Source organism: Chryseosolibacter indicum, from assembly GCF_018598585.1.
In the GTDB taxonomy this organism is placed as follows: domain Bacteria; phylum Bacteroidota; class Bacteroidia; order Cytophagales; family Cyclobacteriaceae; genus Chryseosolibacter; species Chryseosolibacter indicus.
Genome location: NZ_JAHESD010000086.1, coordinates 1 through 16,737 on the forward strand (window position 1 = coordinate 1; position 16,737 = coordinate 16,737).

Annotated in this window: 16 protein-coding genes; 3 read left to right on the plus strand and 13 right to left on the minus strand. The window is 41.0% G+C overall.

Annotated features, from left to right (window positions below):
- A partial coding sequence (locus KK060_RS22660; protein ID WP_437124582.1) for an NUDIX hydrolase occupies window positions 1–267 on the plus strand: 267 nt, incomplete at its 5' end.
- 70 nt (window positions 268–337) lie between these two features.
- Here KK060_RS22660 and KK060_RS22665 read toward each other — a convergent pair.
- Complete coding sequence (locus KK060_RS22665; protein WP_254157119.1) at window positions 338–1,060, minus strand: YiaD family glycine zipper/OmpA-like lipoprotein; 723 nt, start codon at window positions 1,058–1,060, stop codon at window positions 338–340.
- Window positions 1,061–1,217: 157 nt separating this feature from the next.
- Between KK060_RS22665 and KK060_RS22670 the strand changes: the two genes are divergently transcribed.
- Entirely contained in the window at window positions 1,218–1,835 is a 618-nt protein-coding gene (locus KK060_RS22670; RefSeq protein WP_254157121.1) for an SGNH/GDSL hydrolase family protein, read from the plus strand.
- Here the strand turns inward: KK060_RS22670 and KK060_RS22675 are convergent, their stop codons facing one another.
- Genes KK060_RS22675 through KK060_RS22695 form a run of 5 tightly spaced genes read right to left on the minus strand, consistent with a single transcriptional unit; the run spans window position 1,836 to window position 8,158 of the window.
- Window positions 1,836–3,143, minus strand: a complete 1,308-nt coding sequence (locus KK060_RS22675) for a DoxX family protein (RefSeq protein ID WP_254157123.1) — start codon at window positions 3,141–3,143, stop codon at window positions 1,836–1,838.
- Between the two features lie 57 nt (window positions 3,144–3,200).
- Entirely contained in the window at window positions 3,201–5,486 is a 2,286-nt protein-coding gene (locus KK060_RS22680; protein WP_254157131.1) for a glycoside hydrolase family 65 protein, read from the minus strand.
- A 31-nt stretch (window positions 5,487–5,517) separates the two neighbouring features.
- Window positions 5,518–6,186, minus strand: coding sequence for a beta-phosphoglucomutase (pgmB, locus tag KK060_RS22685; RefSeq protein ID WP_254157133.1), 669 nt, complete (start codon window positions 6,184–6,186; stop codon window positions 5,518–5,520).
- A gap of 50 nt (window positions 6,187–6,236) precedes the next feature.
- Complete coding sequence (locus KK060_RS22690) at window positions 6,237–7,208, minus strand: carbohydrate kinase family protein (protein ID WP_254157135.1); 972 nt, start codon at window positions 7,206–7,208, stop codon at window positions 6,237–6,239.
- Between the two features lie 8 nt (window positions 7,209–7,216).
- Window positions 7,217–8,158 carry an ROK family protein gene (locus KK060_RS22695; RefSeq protein WP_254157151.1) on the minus strand — a complete coding sequence of 314 codons (942 nt, stop codon included), beginning with the start codon at window positions 8,156–8,158 and terminating at the stop codon, window positions 7,217–7,219.
- 342 nt (window positions 8,159–8,500) lie between these two features.
- Between KK060_RS22695 and KK060_RS22700 the strand changes: the two genes are divergently transcribed.
- Window positions 8,501–8,992: a hypothetical protein gene (locus KK060_RS22700; RefSeq protein ID WP_254157153.1), complete on the plus strand. Its 492-nt coding sequence runs from the start codon at window positions 8,501–8,503 to the stop codon at window positions 8,990–8,992.
- A gap of 21 nt (window positions 8,993–9,013) precedes the next feature.
- Here KK060_RS22700 and KK060_RS22705 read toward each other — a convergent pair whose 3' ends face one another.
- From KK060_RS22705 to KK060_RS22735, 7 genes are all read right to left on the minus strand, one after another.
- Entirely contained in the window at window positions 9,014–9,289 is a 276-nt protein-coding gene (locus tag KK060_RS22705; protein ID WP_254157155.1) for a hypothetical protein, read from the minus strand.
- 1 nt (window position 9,290) lies between these two features.
- Window positions 9,291–10,931: a glycerol-3-phosphate dehydrogenase gene (glpD, locus tag KK060_RS22710; protein WP_254157164.1), complete on the minus strand. Its 1,641-nt coding sequence runs from the start codon at window positions 10,929–10,931 to the stop codon at window positions 9,291–9,293.
- Window positions 10,932–11,086: 155 nt separating this feature from the next.
- Window positions 11,087–12,571, minus strand: a complete 1,485-nt coding sequence (glpK, locus tag KK060_RS22715) for a glycerol kinase GlpK (RefSeq protein ID WP_254157174.1) — start codon at window positions 12,569–12,571, stop codon at window positions 11,087–11,089.
- A gap of 3 nt (window positions 12,572–12,574) precedes the next feature.
- Window positions 12,575–13,282, minus strand: a complete 708-nt coding sequence (locus KK060_RS22720) for an MIP/aquaporin family protein (protein WP_254157176.1) — start codon at window positions 13,280–13,282, stop codon at window positions 12,575–12,577.
- Between the two features lie 38 nt (window positions 13,283–13,320).
- The gene (treF, locus tag KK060_RS22725; RefSeq protein WP_254157178.1) at window positions 13,321–14,871 is read right to left on the minus strand and encodes an alpha,alpha-trehalase TreF; all 1,551 of its coding nucleotides are present in this window, start codon (window positions 14,869–14,871) and stop codon (window positions 13,321–13,323) included.
- Window positions 14,872–14,887: 16 nt separating this feature from the next.
- Window positions 14,888–16,237 (minus strand): vanadium-dependent haloperoxidase, encoded by a 1,350-nt coding sequence (locus tag KK060_RS22730; RefSeq protein ID WP_254157180.1) that lies wholly within the window; start codon window positions 16,235–16,237, stop codon window positions 14,888–14,890.
- Window positions 16,238–16,330: 93 nt separating this feature from the next.
- The coding region (locus KK060_RS22735; RefSeq protein WP_254157188.1) for a GyrI-like domain-containing protein at window positions 16,331–16,737 on the minus strand (407 nt) is incomplete at its 5' end.

A 16,737-nucleotide genomic window follows, 5' to 3' on the forward strand; every position in this document is an offset into this window, starting at 1 on the left:
CTAAAACATAAGGTAAGGCATGAACCTATTGGATTTAATCTTCTTCCGCAAAAGTTTACGCTGCACCAGATCCAGAAGTTGTATGAGGCCATTCTTGAAAAAGAAATGGATAAACCCAATTTCAGGAGAAAACTGTTAAAAATGAATCTACTAGTTCCCTGCGATGAGAAACAAAAAGATGTATCGCACCGGGCAGCGAACCTGTATCGCTTTGATACTGAGATTTACAATGAGCTTACTGAGAAAGGTTTTGCTTTCGAATTATAATACGATAAAAAGCAACAAGGCCGTCTCTATTGAGAAACGACCTTGTTTGTCATCATCTTGGTGTTATAAACTAGTTTTGATTTTGTCCTGTTCCTTCTGAAGCACTTACTTCACCAAGTTCTCCTTTTTCAGCTTTCTTCTTCAGCTTATCATTCGCAAAGATAGCGACCTCTACGCGTCTGTTTTGCTGACGACCATAGTCAGAGTTGTTATCTGCCACTGGTTGATCAGGGCCATAACCTTCTGTTGTTAAACGCTTCTTGGCAACACCTAAAGTTTCAAGATAGCTGGAAACAGATTCTGCTCGTTTCTCAGACAAAGTCATGTTGTGTTCGCGAGTACCAGTTACATCAGTATGGCCCTCAATGAGAACATTGGTATCATCGTACTTCTTCAATGTTTCAGCAAGATCCTTTAAATTAGTTTTAGATGTTTCAGACAGTTCAGCTGAATTTAAAGCAAATTGAATTCCTTCACGGAAAGTGATTTTAATACCCTCTCCTACTCTAGTAATTTCAGCTCCTTCCAAATCTTTTTTAAGCTCTTCGGCTTGCTTATCCATGTAACGGCCAATACCATACCCTGCTGCACCACCAACTGCTGCACCAAGAATAGCGCCCATAGCAGTATTACCGGCTGCTTTACCAATTGCCGCTCCCGCTGCTGCTCCTCCCGCGGCACCAATATAAGTTCCTTTTTGTGCTTTGTTCATATTTTGGCAGGATGCCAAAACAAGGCAAAAAGCTAATATTAAACTTACTATTCCATTAGACTGCATTGAAATCCTTTTCATATTCTCTTATTTAATTTCAATACTGCCGTAATAAAAATCTGTGCCTTTACGCGCAAAGCAGCGTTACATTGGTTATTACCATTTTGTTGACAAAAAGTTATATCGGATGATGATAATTTCTCCATTTATGCTTTACTAGCAATATCAAATAGTGATCATGGCACAAACACTAAGCAAAACCGAGCCGATTAAATTTCTCGCTTTGGGCGATTCCTATACGATTGGAGAAAGTGTTTCTGAAAATGAACGGTGGCCGGCATTATTAGGCCTTGTGTTGAAGGAAGAAGGATATTCAGTTTCTGACACACTAATAATTGCTACTACCGGTTGGAGAACTGATGATCTTAAACGCGCTATACAGGCGCAGAAACCAGATCAGCACTTTAACCTTGTTTCATTGCTTATTGGTGTTAACAACCAATACCAGGGAAAGTCAGTAGAAAGTTATGAGCCCGAGTTTGAAGATCTTTTAAGTATTGCTATTCAGCATGCAGGAGGTGACCGATCAAAGGTGTTTGTTGTGTCTATTCCCGATTACGGTTATACGCCTTTTGGCAAGGATAAGCAGGTTGAGATTAGTAAGGCTATTGATGCATTTAATAGCGCTAACCAAAAGATTACAGAGCACTATGGTATCAAGTATATTAACATTACCGATATATCGCGAAGAGGTTTTGAAGATTCTTCATTGGTAGCTGCTGATGGTTTACATCCTTCCGGGAAAATGTATGGGCTGTGGGTAGAGCGGATTGCGGAAGCGTTAATAAAAGCTTAGTTATCTGTTATAGGGATATTCATTAATCCAATGAAAACCGCGACTTACCAGCAAAAACGAATCATCTTCATTTTTTAATGTTTTTGTCAGAAGTACAGTGAGCGTATCCTGATTGTGAATGCCACTCATTTGAATCGTAGCGCTATCTAAAGAGATGAAATTATAATTACCAATTGTTGATAAATCTTTAGATAACAATACAACTTTTTTGTGGTGACCGCTACTGTGAAATTTCCAATCCGTTACTCCTCCGTCTGTATGCTTAATACTAGCATTATCTTTAATAATAGATATTGAACTCCATCGCCTTGTAGGTAATTCATTTTCGGCTATTGTATCACTATTAAGAATAAACGTATCGACTTTATACTCGCCAGAAAACGAACTGTTTTTGATCTGGCTAATCATATCGCCTTCCGCACTTACTCTCGTATTTTGTAATCCGCCCCATACGTGGGTGACTAGTACCATTATTATGAATATACCTTTAGCTGCGTAATACATCCATTGCGTAGTTCTATTCTTGTAAAGCGGTCTCTTAATAACCGGCTCAATTATTTCGTTCGTAAACCAGAATTTTAAATGCCTGTTCAGATCAGGGATAACAATAAAGATTGCCATGAATAAAAGGTGTGACGAGAACAATTTCACAGGTACATCATAGGCAAAATTTAACATCACCACATTACTCATTACTGCTATAACTATAAATGCTCCCAATTGAGTTGTTCGCTTAAACAATAGAAGCAAGCCACCAACCACCTCCCCTAGCCCAGTAAATATATTGTAGGCCACCGAATACCCCATGAAAGTCCAGAGGAGACCCATAGGTGAAGATTCGCCATACGTTTGCATTAAACGCTGAACAACGGGGAAAGGGAACTGTGTTTTAAAGACTTTAGCAAAACCGTAGCCAATCATTACAACAGCTAAGTAGTACCTCAGTATAATGACTAACCAATAAAGTAAATTTTCGTAGCTATTTCTCTTCCTGTCGACAATTGACCATACTATTGTTGTAAGTATCGCTATTGTAAAAAAGAGAAATACCTGAATGTAATTATACGTTGTATCACCACTTCCACCCGGTTTTACTAATGATTGATAATCAACCCCTCGAATGCTTCGAGTGATCTCATTGACGTAATTAAATGTTATATCGCTTAAAGGTTGATAAAGCCAATGGAAGCCAGGAATAAAATTAAGCGGAAAAGGAAATATGTAAATAGTAAAGTATACGAAGAAGAATCGAAAAGCTATTAATGCTGATGGGCTCCATTGGGAAGCTGGTGATAGGGCTAATTGCATAAAAAAGGGTCTATTGACTAAAATTAATCAATAGACCCTTTTATTGAAAGCTGTTATCTAGGATATTTTAACGACCTCGTCCTTCACCACAATTTCCATTGGGCTACCTGATTCAAGTTTTGTTTCGATACCATCCGTTGTGATCTTTACTTTTACAACCCGGCCGCGGAACTCCAACCTGAAGGAGTAGGATTTCCATTGATCAGGGACATATGGATTAAAATGCAATCTTCCATCTTTCACACGCAAACCGCCAAAGCCTTTGATAACGCTCATCCATGTACCTGCCATACTTGTGATATGAAGACCATCTTCCGTATCATTGTTATAATCATCAAGGTCAAGGCGGGCTGTACGGAGATATAGTTCGTATGCCTTTTGCTTGTAGCCAAGTTTCGACGCAAGGATAACATGCACGCAAGGTGACAACGACGACTCATGAACAGTCATCGGTTCGTAGAAATCGAAGTTCTTTCTGATGGTTTCCTGGTCGAAGTTATCTTCAAAGAAATATAATCCTTGAAGAACATCTGCTTGCTTGATAAAACACGAGCGTAGTATTCTATCCCACGACCATTTCTGATTGAGCGGACGATCTTCTGGTCGGAGGTCTTTAACGGTTAACAGTTCTTTATCAAGGAAGCCATCCTGCTGAAGGAATACGCCTTGATGTTTATCTTCCGGATAATACATCTTATCAATGATGTCTCTCCATTTCGCTGTCTCCTCTTCTTCTTTCAGTTTTGTCTTTTTAACGATGTTCTGGTATGCCTGCGAGTCATCCTTTTTAACAAAGTCAACAGCTTCGAGCGTATACTTCAACGTCCATGTGGCAATGGTGTTGGTGTACCAGTTATTATTAACGTTGTTCTCGTATTCGTTGGGCCCGGTAACCCCGAGCATTACGTATTGATTCTTCCGGGCAGACCAATTGACACGTTGTGCCCAGAATCTTGAGATACCAATTAATACTTCAAGACCATATTCGGTTAAATACTTTTCATCTCCCGTGTAACGGACATAGTCAAAGATCGCGTAAGCAATAGCACCGTTACGGTGGATTTCTTCAAAGGTTATCTCCCACTCGTTGTGGCACTCCTCGCCATTCATGGTAACCATAGGATACAACGCAGCACCTTCAGTAAACCCTAGCTTTGCCGCGTTCTCGATAGCCTTTGGCAGATGTTTATAACGGTATACTAGAAGGTTTCTGGCTACCTGCTGCTCAGCTGTTGCCAGGTAGAACGGAAGGCAGTATGCTTCTGTATCCCAGTAGGTACTTCCGCCATATTTCTCGCCTGTAAAGCCCTTAGGGCCGATGTTGAGGCGTTCATCATCACCGGTATAGGTTTGTGTGAGCTGAAAGATATTAAAGCGAATACCTTGCTGTGCGGCAACGTCTCCTTCAATGGTAATATCACATTCCTCCCACTTGTGAAACCATACCTTTTCATGCTCTTCGAAAAGCTTATCAAATCCTTTAGATGAAGCTTCATCAAGCACGCTTTTGCAGTTCTCCACTAACTTATCTTTCGGATGGTTTTCTGACGAAAGTATAGCAGCATATTTATAGACAACGGTCTCCTTATCCTGTTCGAGGTCGAGCTGAATTACGTTGCCTGCAAACTTTTCTCTTTGTTCTATGTTGACACGATCGAACGTGGCTTTCTTTCCTGCAGATTCAATGGTGTACGTCATTCCGGTGGTGACATGGAAGAATGTCTTCTTCGTTTGTGCTGTTACAATGGCTCTGCCTTCAGAAGCTTCTTTATATACTTCTTCCCAGAACTTCTCATCGTAGTTCGAGTCTTTGTTAACAACATCGGCATCTACATAAATAGACAGTGTTGCTTTTGCTGTAAAGTTAATCGGCGTAATTGAATAGCGGATAGCACCTATCTCACCATGCGCCATGCTACAAAACCTTTTTGACTCGATCTTTACTTTTTTACCATCGCCTAAAGTAGCAACAAATGACCTTAACAGATAACCGGAGCGCATATTTAGTATACGCCTGAACTCTTCTACTTTACATTTAGCGAGATCAAGCTTCTGATTATCGATGCTTACATGAATGCCTATCCAGTTGGGAGCATTGAGTACTTTAGCAAAGTATTCAGGATAACCATTCTTCCACCATCCAACGCGGGTTTTATCAGGATAATAGACACCTGCTACGTAACTTCCTCTTAGTGTTTCACCTGAATATTCTTCTTCAAAGTTGGCCCGCTGTCCCATTCTTCCATTGCCGATGCTGAAGATACTTTCAGAGATCTGGTTTACGTGGGGATCGAATCCTTCTTCAATAATATTCCATTCGTGATGTTTGATATAATTCTTCATAAGAGAGAAGCCTTCATTATTTGGTTATATTTTAAACAGTACTTAGTTGCTGTAATGTTGCTATGTTAAACTCACCTGTTTTTGAAATCACAATATCCGCCTTGCCAAGCTGATTTGCAGAGCCAATACCCACACATTTCATCCCTGCTGCAAGCGCAGCCTCTACTCCTGCCTCTGCATCTTCAAATACCAGGCAATGCTGTGGTTCTACACCAAGTTTGCTTGCTGCGAGTATAAATATTTCAGGATCTGGCTTAGAGTACCTGATCATTGTTCCATCTACTATCGCATCGAATTCATTTTCGATTTGTAATAAATGAATTACGGTTTTAGCGTTCTTACTACTTGAAGCGAGACCTATTTTAATATTTTGTTTTTTGAGCTCATGGATTAACTGCTTAACACCTGGGAATATTTCATCTGGTGACATGCGTAATACATAATCTACAAACCAGCTATTCTTTTTATTGGCAAGACGTTCTTTCTCTTCCGTTGGCAGTGATATTCCCCTAAGGTTAAGTATTATTTCAAGTGAGTCTAAACGACTTACGCCTTTAAGACGTTCGTTGTCTTCTATTGTTAAATCAATTCCAAGTTCGTTGGCCAATCGCTTCCAGGCCAGGAAATGGTAATGTGCTGTATCTACAATTACACCATCAAGATCGAATATACACGCTTTAATCACGTTGTTAGCTATCAATGTTTTAGAGTTTAATGAAGCGCAATATTACGGTGTTATTGCCTTAAACATCAATGTGCGTATGTTTCACTTATGATTTTGTTGATTTCGGAAATGGGCTTAAAGACTTCAAACGTTTTCCCCTGTGCTCTTAATGCTCCCAATGTATTCCCGTATTGAACTGCCCGAATGTAATCTGTAGGGTTCTGCAGTAAGCCGAAGCCTACGCCTCCTGCAAAAGAATCTCCACAGCCTGTTGTGTCAACTACGTTATTTACTTTTACGGCAGGCACCATGTTGACGCAGAGCTTCTGCTTGTCTTTATAATACAACATGCATCCGCGTGCGTCCATTGTAATTGCCAGGCATTTAACCCCGTACTCCAGACAATGGCTGGCGAAGTTGAGCATTTCTTCCTGACTGATTTCCTGTTCGATCTGCTGACTTTCATATTCTTTTCTAAACCAGGTGGCCTGGGCTTCTTCCTGATTCATCTTCAGAACATCGATATATGGCAGCCACTGATCGCGGTCGATCCAGAACTTAAGTTTTCGTTCGCCGTTGGAGAGGCACGCAGTTGTTGGCCCGTGGGCATCGAAGATGATGACTGCATTTTTGTTTCTATCCTTAATAAACTTTAGTGTTTCAAGCGATATTTCGTAATCGCTGATTGGGATAAAAACAAATACATCAGCATCGACTACCGGTTCTATATCCTGAGGAAGTATGGGGTCCATAAAGCCGGTTTGACGCTCCAGCCGGTTATTAACATCGACAAAACGAAGGCTGATGATATCGCCCTGATCGTTCTTGCTGGTAATGTGGTTAAGGTTTATTCCTTTATATCCACTAAAGACGCCTTTTACGCTTTCTTCATCTACGGCGCGGACGTGAGAAACAGGGATAACCTCTATTTCATTTCCTGCCATAACTGAGAGTGCGACAACCGGATGTGTAACACATCCCCACTTTTGTATGAATTGCCCACTATGGGTAATTATATGATCCTTCGGAATAGGGCCGACAACTGCGATTTTCTTCATAACTATACTTAATAGTTCACTAAAAATGCTGCGCCAAAGACACCCGCACTATCACCAAGGATAGGTTTTACAATTGGGGTATCCAGTGTATGGTTAAAGACCTTGCTCTTAACAGCATCGCGGCCCCTATCGTACAGTAAGTCGATATTGCCAACGCCCCCTCCGATTACAATAACATCAGGATCAAGAATGTTGATGATAACGCTTAAGGCAGTGCCGAAGAACTCTACGAGACGCATCATGGTACGTTGAGCTGTTGGGTCGCGCTTTGATTCTGCGAGTGCTACGATGTCTTTAAGTGATTTCTTATTTCCTGTTTCCTTAAAGTAATATTGTTCGAGTGCCGGGCCCGCGATAACTTTTTCAACGCATCCGGACTTGCCGCAATAGCACGGTCCACCGGATTCATCAAGGAAATTGTGACCCCATTCTCCCGCGATACCCTGAAGGCCTATAATGGCTTTACCATCTACCACGATACCACCGCCAACGCCTGTGCCCATGATTACCCCAAAAACGACCCTTGCATCAGGAAACTGTTCTTTTACTACACCAAGCTGTGTTTCGGCCAGGGCAAAACAATCGGCATCGTTGGCCATTTCAATCTTTGTTCCCAGGATGTTTTGAAGATCACTCTTCATAGGCTTACCATTCATGGATACGGTGTTGCAGTTTTTCATAGTACCCAGTTTGGGATCGTGAACACCGGGAGTGCCTATACCTATTTTAGACGGTTTATAGCCTATCTCTTGCTCCATCATGTCTACCAACTTCTTAACTTGTTGACAGATATGTTCGTAGCCCTGATCTGCTTCGGTTGGGACCCTTGTACGGAAGAGTACCTGGGGATCTTGCGCTGACTTTAAGATAACGCCTTCGATCTTTGTTCCGCCAAGGTCGATACCCCAAAGGTTTTTAGAGGGATCTGTATTTTCGATCTGCTTACTCATAAATTAATCTGAAATTACAATATTCTAATATTTGGCATAATGTAATTACAATCAATAAAAAACAAACCTTTAGGGGAAGATTTTATCCTTTAGGGTATCTCAGGGATGAAAGGCTGTTCTTTGGTTCCACCCTTAGGCACTTCTCCACTCGTTCTGCACTTGTGCTGCACTCTTGATTGAGCATTTATTAACCCAACTGATGTCGATTTTTTTTGTGAGCGTTGCAGCTTTTGACAGAAGTTGTCACTACGTGGCGGTATTTTGTATTAAAATTATAGACTATGGCATACGTTCGAGACAATGACCTGACCAGTGGCTTAAAGCGGAAGGTTTGGTAAGAAAATGATTTTTAAGCAATTGCATGGCAAGACCATTGTTGCGCGCAGAGGAAAGCCCGTAACAAAAGAAAGTGCGCTGCAACGCGAGAATCGGTTACGCTTTAAAATGGCATCACGATTTGCAAAGGCAATGATGCTGGATGCTGAACGAAAAGCTTACTATTGGGAAGAAGCAAAGAAACTTAATTTGCCTAACGCCTATACAGCCGCGATTGCTGACTATATGCGTAAGCCCCAACTCAAGGAGGTTAAGGTAACAACGAATGAATCAAACATTGAGACTAACATTACGGCACTAAAAAAGGACTTTTCAATTAATCGTATAAAGGTAATTGCTATAGGAAAGGATGACACTTTTATTGAGGACGCAGAATCTACAGATACCTTTGAAAGTTGGATATACCGTTTCAGTGCTGATAAGGAGCAGATAAGAAAGGTGATGGTTATTGTTCAGGACAATGCAGGGAATGTTGTGAGTTCTACGGTTGAGGTTTAAGATTGGACAGTTCGAAACAGGTTATAATGAAATTAAGATTACAAAATAGGTAATTATTGCCAGGCTTATGAGCCATTTTGAGGTTTTGCTGCCGAACCAGAAAAAGTGAATTGCCGGGAAAATAAGGATAAGTATTCCTATTGTTCTGAAATAGAAAATATTATTGCTGATGAAATATGCAGTTTGAGAAATAACGTTCTGCTGTCTGTCAGACGAAGGAGAAAGGAAATAAAAGGGGAGAATTTCGCAGGCAAGAAGAATGACTAAACCTGTAATGAATTGAATTGACCTGAGCATCCTACCACGTTTTTATTTGTGCTACAAGATATGAAAGGCTTTGGTTTTGTTCTTCATAGAATGCATCACTCCAGCTTAATTTTTCTTTCATATAATTTGCGATGGCATCTTTGTACTTCATTAACATATTTATATCAAAGTAAAGCATGCCTGTTCTGCGCACAAAAAAATCTGTGAGATTGACTACCATTTCATTCTCGATACAGAAGTCAACTTCGCTCTTTATAAGAGCCAAGAGAGAATCATTATCAGTGTTGTTCTGCACAAAACGAGCAATGATACTTTCAGTTTGTGTACCGTATCTTTCAACCAAGGTTTGTGCTGCTAGTGAAGGAAGATTATAAGGCGCCAGTGTTTCTTTCAACTTCAATAAATAGCTACTGACATCTTTATAATTGGAGAACGCTGCACCGGGTAACTTAATCTTTTCGGTATACGACTTTTTCAAGTGCATCTCAGCAAAGTATTTTTTGATGACGAGAGACACAACACGTTCAGCCATTTTTCTGTATCCTGTCAGCTTCCCGCCCGCTATTGATATAAGTCCGGTGTGCGATTCAAATATTTCATCCTTCCTTGAAAGTTGAGAAGCTGATTTTCCTTCTTCGTGAATAAGCGGTCGCAGACCTGCCCAGCTTGAAATTATATCAGACAACTGAAGCTGTACCTTAGGAAAATTGGCATTGACGCCTGCGATAAGATACTTCGCATCTTCCCTAGATGTGTAGACGTTATCAAGATCGCCATAGTAATCAGTATCTGTTGTACCGATGTATGTTATTTCTCCCCGTGGTATTGCAAAGATCATGCGGCCATCGTCAACATCAAAATAAATAGCCTGACGTATGGGAAACCTAGTATGCGGCACAACGATGTGAACTCCTTTTGTATGGTGTAATCGCTTGCCTGTTTTTGAAGCGTTTACTTCACGAATCAGATCTACCCACGGACCAGCAGCATTTACAACTGCCTTTGATTTTATTTCGAAGCTTTGATTGGTAATCTCATCTTTAACAACGACTCCCTCAATCATCTCTGTGTTGTAAATGAAGTCTGTTACTTTGGTGTAGTTAAGGATATGCGCACCGTGTTGATGAGCAGACTTTATAATTTCAATTGTGAGTCTAGCGTCATCGGTTCTATATTCTGCATAAATGGCCCCACCCTTTATGTCGTCTGAGCGAAGCAAAGGTTCGTAGCGTAAGGTTTCCTTTTTTGTAAGCATAACACGCTGATCTTCAGGTTTAACACCAGCGAGGTAATCATAAATTTTTAAACCTATTGATGTGAGCCAGTATCCTAATCCTCTTTTCTCTGATAGAGGGAGTAACATTTTTTCTGGTATTACCAGATGAGGTGCAAGTTTATGAACAATGGCGCGTTCACTTCCTACTTCTTTAACAAGGCCAAATTCTAATTGCTTCAGGTAGCGTAACCCACCATGAATGAGTTTTGTAGATCGGCTACTGGTTCCAAAGGCAAAATCTTTTTTCTCGACAAGAGCAGTTTTAAGACCACGTGAAGCTGCATCCAATGCAATACCAGCTCCGGTGATGCCTCCGCCAATTACAAGCAGATCATATTGTTCTGATTGAAGTTTCTCTTGTATTACAGGACGATCGAAGACAGAGAACCTGGGCATGTATTGACAGTTATTTTCCTAATATAGTTCTTTCTTCCTCGATACTCACTACAAATTTCTTTAGCTTCCATTATAAAGATTTCAGCGTGGTATTTCAACAGTTAGATTTATTTTTATCCTTGTGCTCAATCGCTATTACAACAGTACACATTCATTTAATCAATCCAATTCATTGTACGCTTTACAGCCTTCTGCCATCCATTGTAAAGCTTACTCCTTACTTCGTCGCTCATTTCCGATTTAAAACATTTCTGAATCTTCCTGTTTTTTACGATGTCTTCCTTCTTCCATAAACCGATTTGAATAGCCGCGAGGTAGGCAGCACCCATAGCAGTAGACTCAATGACTTCAGGTCTTTCTACATCTGTTCCGAGTATATCAGCCTGAAACTGCATTAAAATATTATTGGCAGAGGCACCGCCATCAACTTTAAGTCTGGTTAGTTTCAACCCTGCATCTTCCTGCATTGCATTAAGGATGTCTTTTGTCTGGTAAGCCAGAGACTCGAGCGTAGCCTTGATGATGTGCTCTTTTCCGGTATCACGCGTAAGACCGAAAATAGCACCACGCGCATACATGTCCCAATACGGTGCGCCTAGTCCTGCGAAAGCGGGAACTACATATACTTCATTAGAGCCTAAAGCTTTGGTAGCAAAATACTCGGAGTCTTTGGAGTGATCGATAATATGAAGGCTATCGCGTAGCCACTGCACTGCTGCACCTGCAATAAATACACTGCCTTCAAGGGCATACTCTACCTTATCTTCCAAGCCCCACGCAATGGTGGTAATTAAACCATTTTTAGACAACTGGGTTTTATCGCCTGTATTCATCAGCATAAAACAACCTGTGCCGTATGTGTTTTTAGCCATGCCAGGTTCAAAGCAAGCCTGGCCAAACAACGCAGCCTGCTGATCACCTGCCACACCTGTAATCGGTATAAGATGATCTTCCGTTAAATAATCACCAAAATGATATGATGAGGGCTTTACTTCCGGAAGCATGGACTGAGGAATATCAAGTACTTTTAACAGCTCATGATCCCACTCGAGACTTTGAATGTTAAAAAGCATGGTACGCGAAGCGTTGGTATAATCGGTAACATGAACTTTTCTACCGGTCATGTTATAGATTAACCATGTGTCTACAGTTCCAAATGCCAGTTCACCTCTTAATGCTTTTTCCTTTGCCTGAGGAACATTGTCCAGAATCCATTTGATCTTTGTTGCCGAGAAGTAAGAATCTATGACTAAGCCTGTGTTCTTTCGTACATGGTTTTCTAGTCCTTTGGCTTTTAAATCCTCACAAATGGAAGCGGTTCGCTTATCCTGCCAAACAATTGCGTTATAGACCGGTTCGCCAGTCTTGCGGTCCCAGACAAGCGCTGTCTCTCTTTGATTTGTTATACCTAATGCTGCAATTTCTGAAGGATGGATTTTATGCTCATTAATTACTTTTGTTAACGTGCCGAGCTGTGTGCTTAATATCTCGTGCGGGTCATGTTCTACCCACCCCGAGTGAGGGAAAATCTGTCTGAATTCCTGCTGTGCTATTCCCTGTATTTCGCCGTGTTCGTTAAAAAGAACAGCACGTGAGCTTGTTGTTCCCTGATCCAGCGCAATAATGTGTTTCGATTTCATGATTTAATTAAATAAGAAATTGAATAGCCACGAACCTAGCAGACCGCCAATGAAAGGACCGACAACGGGTACCCAGCTATAAGACCAATCAGATGAACCCTTTCCAGGTATTGGCAGGATAAAGTGAGCCAGCCTTGGAGAAAAATCGCGTGCTGGATTAATCGCAAACCCGGTAGTACCGCCAAGGCTAAGGCCTATTGAAATTATGAGTCCGCCGATGACCAGTGGATTTAACCCATCAGCAAAATTATTGGCTCCAATAAAAAGTAATGCGAGCACCAATATTGTGGTAGCAATAACTTCGCAGGTTAAATTAATCCATACGGAACGAATAGCGGGCGCTGTGCAAAAAACACCAAGCTTTGTTGCAGCGCTCTTCGTACCCTTCCAATGAAGATAGTAGAATAACCATACCACTACGGCACCTGTAAAAGCACCTGAGAACTGTGCAAGGATATATCCAATTACCTGATCTTTAGGAAACTCGTTGTTAACATAAAAAGCTAATGTAATGGCGGGATTTAGATGCGCCTGACTGATTCTGCCTACGGCATAAACGGAGAGCGTAACTGCAAGCCCCCATCCTAACACAATAACAAGCCAACCTGAATTTTCAGCTTTAGACTCTTTGAGTGAAACACCTGCGTTAACACCTCCACCAAGAATAATCAACAGCATGGTGCCTAAAAATTCAGCAAAGTAGGGCGACATAATTTGGCGTTAGTTATATGCCCTAAGATAAAAAAGTCTTAACGATTATGAAGCTGATAGGTAATTTCTTTCGCAAAGGTTAATGCAACACCATTTGTCCAACCGAAACCATCCTGATTAGGATATTCGCCCCCTCCTGCTATGAGTGTTGTATCCATAACATTATACTTCTCCATCATCTTGCCCGTAGCTTCATAGACACGGATATTTTGTCTTAGCCATCTGTTTCTGATGTTATCGGCCAATTTATCAATCTGGTAATTTTTAAGGCCTTTGTAGGTCATCCATTGCAATGGTGCCCAACCATTAGGCGCATCCCATTGTTGATGTGTATCCGTAAGCGTTGTGATCAAACCTCCTGGTTCCAGGAACTCTTTTTCAAGAGTTACCGATACTTTCTCTGCAATGTCAGCCGAACTCATTTGGAGGAAGAGTGGGTAAATACCAGCGAGTGACTTTACATTCTTTCTTTTTCCTTCAACGAAGTCATAGTCGTAGTAAAAGTTAGTTTCGGCGTCCCAACAAAAGGTTGAAATTGCACGTCTCCTGTCCTTGGATTGTTTCGTATATTCTGATGCGGACTGTTTATCCCCGCGGAGTGTATAGCCTTTTGCTATCATCATTTCGAGATGAGCGAGAAGGCAATTAAGATCGACGGGAATAATATCTGTAGTGTGAATTGTTTCTAAAGACTTTCCATCTCTCAACCAGCGACTGCTAAAATCCCATCCTGATTCTGCTGCAGAGCGGATATCTCTATACAACTTTTTAGCGTCGCCGTTTTGTTTCTGTGCTAATGCGTAGTCTTCTTTGTACGCTTCAGGACGGGGGCTTTCACCTTTGTCAAAGTATCTGTTGACAAGGGTGCCATCTGTGAGCATGACAACATGCTGCACAGCATCACCCGGTTTTTTAACAGAATCTGCTCCTGCCATCCAGAACTTATATTCCTTCACCATGGCATCGAGATAATGATCGGCTGCAAGAGAATCATAGTCTTCAAGTTCACGTATAATGAGCGAGAAGAATGGAGGTTGAGAGCGTGTGAGGTAATAGTTTCTATTACCGTTAGGAATAAAACCTAATGTATCGATAAGGTGAGCAAAGTTTTTTACCATGCTCTGAATCAAATCATAACGCTTCTGTGATTTAAGACCTAGGATAGTAAAGTAACTATCCCAATAGTAAATCTCAGAAAATCTTCCCCCTGGCACTACATAGTCGTAAGGCAGTGGAATAAGAGATGAACGTGGTTCTGCATGATCTGCTTTTCTTGTGAGCACGGGCCACAACCTGGTAAGGTGTTCTTCCATTGTTAAGGTTGTGTCGGTAGCATAGGTTGTCTTTGGCCTTACTGGAAGATCAAAGTTTTCGTCTACAAATTTCTTAAGCTCGAACCCTGGTTTTTCCTTTTGCTGATTATAATCAGTGAGAATTTCACTCAGATCACGTTTAGGCGTGCAGTCGACAAAGGTTTTAGAGTCGGGAAATATCACGTTGAGCTGAACTTCATGAAAGAGTGACGAGGTATAAAAATCAACACTTGTCGTTTGCTTTTGCTCCTTAACCGAGCAACCCACAGTAGCCATAAAAAGGAGGATTATCTTAATTCGCATGCGCAACGACATCTTCTCTTCTAGTTTTAATTTTTTCTACAAGATATTGTCCAAGCGCTTTACCTTCAACCATTCCATTTTCAACAGCAGGACGATAATGAATTCCTCCATACATTCTGCTTACAGCTGCTTCTTCAGCAGCATGTGTAAAAGAGTTAAATGACCTTACGGGAAGTCCAAATTCAACTTCCGTAGAATCAACAAAAGAAAAGTTATCGCCAAAGAGGTTTGTAAGCGTTACTGCAGAAGCACCTGAGATAACACTATGACCACTGGTATATTCAGGAAAAGGTGGGGTCTGAAGCAAAGGAACCCAGTCTTCATCGATATACTGATTAATATATGTCTCAGGCCGGATGACGCGGCTTCTGTATTTTTCATCCCAGCAACTTATAAAGCCATCAACCAAGGCAATAGCAACACGTGCATAAGCTTCAGCAGATTCTGCTACATCAGCTTTCGCTTTTGCGCATGCCACGTGCGTGATATTCATCCAGTGACCACCAGGAGATATTTTCTTCGTTGCAAACATAACGTGACCCTTCACGTTCATGACAAAAGGGTTGCAGTCCCAGAAAGAAGCAATATTGCGTTGTTCTTCCGTAAGGTTTTTACCTATCTCATAAATTTCATTTGCCTCTTTAAAGAACTGGCTTTTCTTGTCAACAGAAAACGGTGTTGGAGAAGAAGGTTTGAACTGACCAGCAGAGTCAATTGCAAAACATCTTATTTTGTTCCAATGTGGTTCAATAGCATCCATGTAAGCAGGAGGTGTCGGCTTCCAGGTAGCAGGGTCGTTTTCGATACTATATTTGGGAAACGAACGTGTTTGCTTGTAATTATCTTTACCTGACCATGCTATAATATGATCTGCAACCTGTGTTCCGTAAGCTATTGATCTTTCAAGTACATCCTCCGGAATATTGGAGTCTTTAATCTCCTGCATGATGCCATTGTAATACTCATCCATCTTATCTTCAGAGAAAACAAGGGTGCGCCCAACTTTAAGCAGCGCCTGCAGCGATGCTACTTCAAAACTATACTCTTGCCCGTCTTGTGGTTTAGGAACAGCCTCCAGACCGTTTAACTGACCTGCAAAGCTTTTAAAGCGATTATCATTAGCAATAGCCGCTTCATAAGCAGCAACACTCATGTAAGTATAGATTCTCGAAGCAACAGGCGGCGAAAAGATGTCATGGACGATAACATCGGTAACCTGTTTAACAGAGCGATGGAGGTATTCAGGATTCTTAACCTTAGTTTTCCATTCACCCTGAGGCTCGATAGAGCAAGAAAACAATACAATAATCAGGGCAAGGGCAGCTATAACATTCTTCATACTGGGGATATGATAAGCAGTCAAAAGTACAAAAAGAAAAGGGAAAAAGCTTTCATTTAATTCTTAATAGAATTCACCACATTACCAAAGGTTCTAATTCTGAATAGGCAGAAATATTTCAGCCTTCCAATCGCTTTCATTTATACCGGTGGTAGGATTAGTATAAAAATACTCAATTGGTGAGTGATCAACCTTATAGCCATTCTTATTCGCGTATTGAATTAGTTCGTACCAAGCACGATCAGAAGTAAAGTAATTCCCAAAATACTCGGCTTTTAGTACTCTCTGTTTTTTAAAAGTTTTGTAAGTAATAAACTCTACTTGCGGAAGAGAGTCTGTTCGCACTATAGGAAAACAAAAGTCAAACTCTAACGTACCCGAGTTGTGCCGCCATTCTTTAATTTTAACTATTGGAACCCCGTTGGGTTTAAAATTAAAGTGCTCAACAAAAGAAGTAAGGAGCGGATAGTATGTGTCTGTTATACACATATCCGAGCCCA